This is a genomic window from Mesorhizobium sp. M4A.F.Ca.ET.090.04.2.1 (assembly GCF_003999085.1).
GTDB lineage: Bacteria > Pseudomonadota > Alphaproteobacteria > Rhizobiales > Rhizobiaceae > Mesorhizobium.
Window position 1 is genome coordinate 1 of sequence record NZ_RZOT01000410.1, and the last position, 5,588, is coordinate 5,588.

Sequence of the window (5,588 nt, forward strand, 5' to 3'; positions counted from 1 at the left end):
CAGGTCTTACCGACGGCGATATCCAGCCCGCTCCTGCGGATCAGCCGGCCGAGCGTCAGCGCCGCGTCGACATTGCCGCCGGGAGAATCCACCACGATCGGCAGTTTTCGCCCGCCAAGCCGCTTGAGCATGCGCTTGAGCAGCGCCGGCGTGCCAGCTTCGATCGTGCCTTCCGCCGAAATCCACTCGGGACAGTTGGGTTCGCACCCTACTGCGTTGCTGCGCACGACGACGAAGCGCATCGGCGGACCGCGATCGGACTCTTTCGCGCCAGCAGCAAGGCTGCAATTGGCCATTGCAAGCAGCAGCACCAGGCAGACCAGCCCCAGTGCCCACCATGCCTGTCCCGTTGAACGGCGCCCTGCAACCACGTCCGTAAGCCCCTTGATGCAACCTATACTAGTTGCGGCGCCGAAGCTTGCAACAGGCTTGAGTCAGCTCGGTAAACTATAGCAATTCGCACAGGCGAAAACGAAAAAGGGCGGCCCGAAGACCGCCCTTTTCTTATCGAACCAGCGAATGCCGAATCGATTATTCTTTGATGGTGACGACGATGCCGGCACCGACGGTGCGGCCGCCTTCACGGATGGCGAAGCGCAGCTTCTCTTCCATGGCGATCGGCACGATCAGCTCGACGTCGACCGTGATGTTGTCGCCAGGCATCACCATCTCGGTGCCGGCCGGCAGCGTCACGATGCCGGTCACGTCAGTGGTGCGGAAGTAGAACTGCGGACGGTAGTTGGTGAAGAACGGCGTGTGGCGGCCGCCCTCGTCCTTGGTCAGGATGTAGGCTTCGGCCACGAACTTCTTGTGCGGCTTCACCGAACCCGGCTTGGCCAGAACCTGGCCGCGCTCGACGCCCTCACGGTCGACGCCGCGCAGCAGCGCGCCGATGTTGTCGCCGGCCTGGCCCTGGTCGAGCAGCTTGCGGAACATCTCGACGCCCGTACAGGTCGTCTTGGTCGTCGGACGGATGCCGACGATCTCCAGTTCCTCGCCGACCTTGACCACGCCGCGCTCGACGCGGCCGGTCACAACCGTGCCGCGGCCCGAGATCGAGAACACGTCCTCGATCGGCATCAGGAACGGCTTGTCCAGCGGACGCACCGGCGTCGGGATGTAGGCGTCGACCTGCGCCATCAGCTCGCGGATCGCGTCCTCGCCGATGGTCTTGTTGGAGTCCTCAAGCGCCGCCAGCGCCGAGCCCTTGACGATCGGAATGTCGTCGCCGGGGAACTCGTTCTTGGTCAGGAGCTCGCGAACCTCGAGCTCGACCAGCTCAAGCAGCTCGGCGTCGTCGACCTGGTCGACCTTGTTCAGGAACACCACGATCGACGGCACGCCGACCTGGCGGGCGAGCAGGATGTGCTCGCGCGTCTGCGGCATCGGGCCGTCGGCGGCCGAAACGACCAGGATCGCGCCGTCCATCTGCGCCGCGCCGGTGATCATGTTCTTCACATAGTCGGCGTGGCCGGGGCAGTCGACGTGGGCATAGTGGCGGTTGGCCGTCTCGTATTCGACGTGCGCCGTCGAAATGGTGATGCCGCGCGCCTTCTCTTCCGGCGCCGCGTCGATCTGGTCATAGCGCTTGTATTCGCCAAAATACTTCGTGATCGCCGCCGTCAGCGACGTCTTGCCATGATCGACGTGGCCGATCGTGCCAATGTTCACATGCGGCTTGGTGCGCTCGAATTTACCTTTTGCCATGTGATGTCTCCATTCCTGCTTGCCCGTGCGGGGCTTGAATTAAGGTCTCGTGCAACCCGCTCGAGTTACGCGTATTTCTTCTGGACTTCCTGGGCGACCGCGGTCGGAACCGGCTCGTAGTGGTCGAACTGCATCGTGTACTGGGCGCGGCCCTGCGACATCGAACGCAGATTGTCGACGTACTTGAACATGTTGGCGAGCGGCACCATCGCATTGATGACGACGGCCACGCCGCGCGCTTCCTGGCCCTGGATCTGGCCACGGCGGCCGTTGAGGTCGCCGATGACGCTGCCGACGTAGTCTTCCGGCGTCACGACCTCGACCTTCATGATCGGCTCGAGCAACTGCACGCCGAGCTTCGGCGCAGCTTCACGGAAGCAGGCGCGGCCGGCGATTTCGAAGGCGAGCACCGAGGAGTCGACGTCGTGGAAGGCACCGTCGATGAGCGTCGCCTTGACGCCGATCATCGGGAAGCCAGCGAACGGACCGGACGACAGCACGCTGTTGATGCCCTTCTCGACGCCGGGGACGTATTCCTTCGGCACCGCGCCGCCGACGATCTTCGACTCGAACTTGAAGTCGCCGCCTTCCTGGTCCGGCTCAAACAGGATCTTGACGCGGGCGAACTGACCGGTACCGCCCGTCTGCTTCTTGTGCGTGTAGTCCTGCTCATGCGTGCGGGTGATCGTCTCGCGATAGGCCACCTGCGGCGCGCCGATATTGGCTTCGACCTTGAACTCGCGACGCATACGGTCGACGATGATGTCGAGGTGCAACTCGCCCATGCCGGCGATGATGGTCTGGCCGCTTTCCTCGTCGGTCTTGACGCGGAAGGACGGATCCTCAGCCGCCAGGCGATGCAGGGCAAGGCCCATCTTCTCCTGGTCGTTCTTGGTCTTCGGCTCGATGGCGATCTGGATGACCGGATCGGGGAATTCCATGCGCTCGAGGATGACCGGGTGCAGCGGATCGCAGAGCGTGTCGCCGGTGGTGGTGTCCTTGAGGCCGGCCAGAGCGACGATGTCGCCGGCGTAAGCCTCTTCGATGTCGGCGCGCGAATTCGCATGCATCTGCAGCATGCGGCCGATGCGCTCCTTCTTGCCCTTCACGGTGTTGTCGAGCGAGACGCCCTTGGCGAGCTTGCCCGAATAGATGCGGGCGAAGGTGAGCGAGCCGACGAACGGGTCGTTCATGATCTTGAAGGCCAGCATCGACAGCGGCTCGTTGTCGTCCGCGTGACGCTCGATCTCGGCGTCGGTCTTGGCATCGACGCCCTTGATGGCGGGAACGTCGGCCGGCGACGGCAGGTATTCGACGACGGCGTCGAGCAGCGGCTGCACGCCCTTGTTCTTGAAGGCCGAGCCACAGAACATCGGGAAGAACTTGACCGCGATGGTGCCCTTGCGGATCAGCGCGCGGATCTCGTCGTTCGACGGCATCTTGCCTTCGAGGTAGTTCTCGAGCGCGGTCTCGTCCATCTCGACGGCGGCTTCGATCATCTTCTCGCGGTATTCCTCGGCGCGAGCCTTGAGGTCGGCCGGGATCTCGACGACGTCCCAGGCGGCGCCCAGCGTCTCGTCGCGCCAGACCAGCGCGTTCATCTCGACGAGATCGACGACGCCCTTGAACTCGGTCTCGGCGCCGATCGGCAGCTGCATGACGACGGCCTGCGCGCCGAGGCGCGAGCCGATCATCTCGACCGAGCGGTAGAAGTCGGCGCCGATCTTGTCCATCTTGTTGCAGAAGATCATGCGCGGCACGTGGTACTTGTCGGCCTGGCGCCAGACGGTCTCCGTCTGCGGCTCGACACCGGCATTGGCGTCGAGCAGCGCGATGGCGCCGTCGAGCACGCGCAGCGAACGCTCGACCTCGATGGTGAAGTCGACGTGTCCGGGAGTGTCGATGATGTTGAAGCGGTGCATCTTGCCGTCACGGCCCTTCCAGAAGGTCGTGGTCGCGGCGGACGTGATGGTGATGCCGCGCTCCTGCTCCTGCTCCATCCAGTCCATGGTGGCAGCGCCGTCATGGACTTCGCCGATCTTGTGCGACTTGCCCGTGTAGTACAGGACGCGCTCGGTCGTCGTCGTCTTGCCGGCGTCGATATGCGCCATGATACCGAAATTGCGGTAGTCTTCGATTTTGTATTCGCGGGCCATGGTAGGTGCCTCTCAGTCTCGTTCGCGCTTTACCAGCGGTAGTGCGCGAAGGCGCGGTTGGCTTCTGCCATCTTGTGGGTGTCTTCACGCTTCTTCACGGCCGTGCCACGGTTGTTGGCCGCGTCCATCAGCTCGCCCGAGAGGCGGTCGATCATGGTGGTCTCGTTGCGATTGCGCGCCGCGGTGATCAGCCAGCGGATGGCCAGTGCCTGGCGGCGCTCGGGGCGCACGTCGACCGGAACCTGGTAGGTGGCGCCGCCGACGCGGCGCGAGCGCACTTCCACATGCGGCGCGACATTGTCGAGCGCCTGATGGAAGACGGTGACCGGCTCCTGCTTGGTCTTGGCCTGGACCTGGTCCAGCGCGCCGTAGACGATGGTCTCGGCAACCGACTTCTTGCCGTCATACATGACGGCGTTCATGAACTTGGTGACGATCAGGTCGCCGAACTTCGGGTCCGGATTGATCTCACGCTTTTCTGCACTGTGACGACGGGACATGGCTTTTGTCTCTCAATCTCTCATGGCCCGGCGCAGTCAAAAAAAGCGCCGAAGCCGGAAAACCTTACTTCGGACGCTTGGCACCGTATTTCGAACGGCGCTGCTTGCGGTTCTTGACGCCCTGGGTATCGAGCACGCCGCGGATGATGTGGTAGCGCACACCCGGAAGGTCCTTGACGCGGCCGCCGCGGATCATGACCACGGAGTGTTCCTGCAGGTTGTGGCCTTCGCCCGGGATGTAGCCGATCACCTCGAAACCATTGGTCAGGCGGATCTTGGCCACCTTGCGCAGCGCCGAGTTCGGCTTCTTCGGCGTCGTGGTGTAGACGCGCGTGCAGACGCCCCGCTTCTGCGGGTTCTGCTGCATGGCCGGGACCTTGTTGCGCTTCACCGGCGCCAGGCGCGGCTTGCGGATCAGCTGGTTGACGGTAGGCATTAAACCCTCTTGTCTCTCAATTCCGTGTCTTGCCCGGTCAGGGCCGCTCAAAGCGTCGTTTCCATACGCAAATTCGGGCAACACACCGCGCCTCGCGGTCTTGCCCGAACAAATTGCAGAGGAAGCGGAAACCGCTTCATGCGCGCCGGAAATGTCTTTTCGCTCGTAAAACGAACCCTGTTTGAGGCAAACTCCAAGGCGTGTCGCCTCGAAAAGGAAAGCCTCACATCGGTTCTGACTGGGCGGCTTCTACTCGCAACCCTTCGAACCGTCAACCCCGCGCTGGCAAATATTGCGCGCGAACCGGGGCTTGGCAGCCATGCGAAAAACGCATGTAATTTTCTTGCGTCTTTTTGCAAGGGCGAGGAAGAAAGTGACCGGCTTTTGGCTGTCGCCGGCCCATGCTTCATGCCAAAAGGCGGCACGAGCCGCAGAAATGCCCTTGCCCCGCCCTTTGCCGAGAGGAATCAGCCCGTGAACGACAATGAGGAACGCCCGGTCACCATCATCACCGGCCGTGTCTGGAAGAAGAAAGGCGGCAAGCCGGAAGGCGTCCATGTGATGCTTGTGGCGCCCGACGACGATTCGGCGGTGCGCAAGGCGCTCGATTCGCTCGCCGCGGAAGGCTATGCCGAGGCCGAACTCGACCAGATCGGCGACATGGACCGCGCGCCCGATGACGAGCCGCATCTGTCGGCCTACCAGGGCGCGCTCGCAGGCGAAGTGTCGATCATCACGTTCGACGAGCCGATCTGACGATCGGCGCCGGCTTGCCCGTCGTCCCTTCCC

At 63.3% G+C, this 5,588-nt stretch carries 5 protein-coding genes and 1 pseudogene; 1 reads left to right on the forward strand and 5 read right to left on the reverse strand.

Annotated features, from left to right (window positions below; genetic code table 11):
- From EN781_RS24145 to rpsL, 5 genes and pseudogenes are all read right to left on the reverse strand, one after another.
- Positions 1-296: pseudogene (locus tag EN781_RS24145) on the reverse strand (hypothetical protein); the annotation flags it as partial.
- Between the two features lie 235 nt (positions 297-531).
- Positions 532-1,707, reverse strand: coding sequence for an elongation factor Tu (tuf, locus tag EN781_RS24150; RefSeq protein ID WP_095805843.1), 1,176 nt, complete (start codon positions 1,705-1,707; stop codon positions 532-534).
- Positions 1,708-1,772: 65 nt separating this feature from the next.
- Complete coding sequence (gene fusA / locus EN781_RS24155) at positions 1,773-3,863, reverse strand: elongation factor G (RefSeq protein ID WP_126054432.1); 2,091 nt, start codon at positions 3,861-3,863, stop codon at positions 1,773-1,775.
- 29 nt (positions 3,864-3,892) lie between these two features.
- Positions 3,893-4,363 (reverse strand): 30S ribosomal protein S7, encoded by a 471-nt coding sequence (rpsG, locus tag EN781_RS24160; protein WP_126054431.1) that lies wholly within the window; start codon positions 4,361-4,363, stop codon positions 3,893-3,895.
- A 64-nt stretch (positions 4,364-4,427) separates the two neighbouring features.
- On the reverse strand, positions 4,428-4,799 hold the full coding sequence (gene rpsL / locus EN781_RS24165) for a 30S ribosomal protein S12 (RefSeq protein ID WP_006202128.1): 372 nt from the start codon (positions 4,797-4,799) through the stop codon (positions 4,428-4,430).
- A gap of 474 nt (positions 4,800-5,273) precedes the next feature.
- On the opposite strand from rpsL, the gene EN781_RS24170 reads away from it, so the two are divergent.
- Positions 5,274-5,555 carry a transcriptional regulator gene (locus tag EN781_RS24170; RefSeq protein ID WP_127400392.1) on the forward strand — a complete coding sequence of 94 codons (282 nt, stop codon included), beginning with the start codon at positions 5,274-5,276 and terminating at the stop codon, positions 5,553-5,555.
- Positions 5,556-5,588 lie beyond the last annotated feature (33 nt).

Coding starts and splice junctions, on each gene's coding strand:
- fusA (WP_126054432.1), bottom strand. CDS start 3,863: ATGGCCCGCGAATACAAAATCGAAGACTACCGCAATTTCGGTATCATG.
- rpsL (WP_006202128.1), bottom strand. CDS start 4,799: ATGCCTACCGTCAACCAGCTGATCCGCAAGCCGCGCCTGGCGCCGGTG.
- tuf (WP_095805843.1), bottom strand. CDS start 1,707: ATGGCAAAAGGTAAATTCGAGCGCACCAAGCCGCATGTGAACATTGGC.
- rpsG (WP_126054431.1), bottom strand. CDS start 4,363: ATGTCCCGTCGTCACAGTGCAGAAAAGCGTGAGATCAATCCGGACCCG.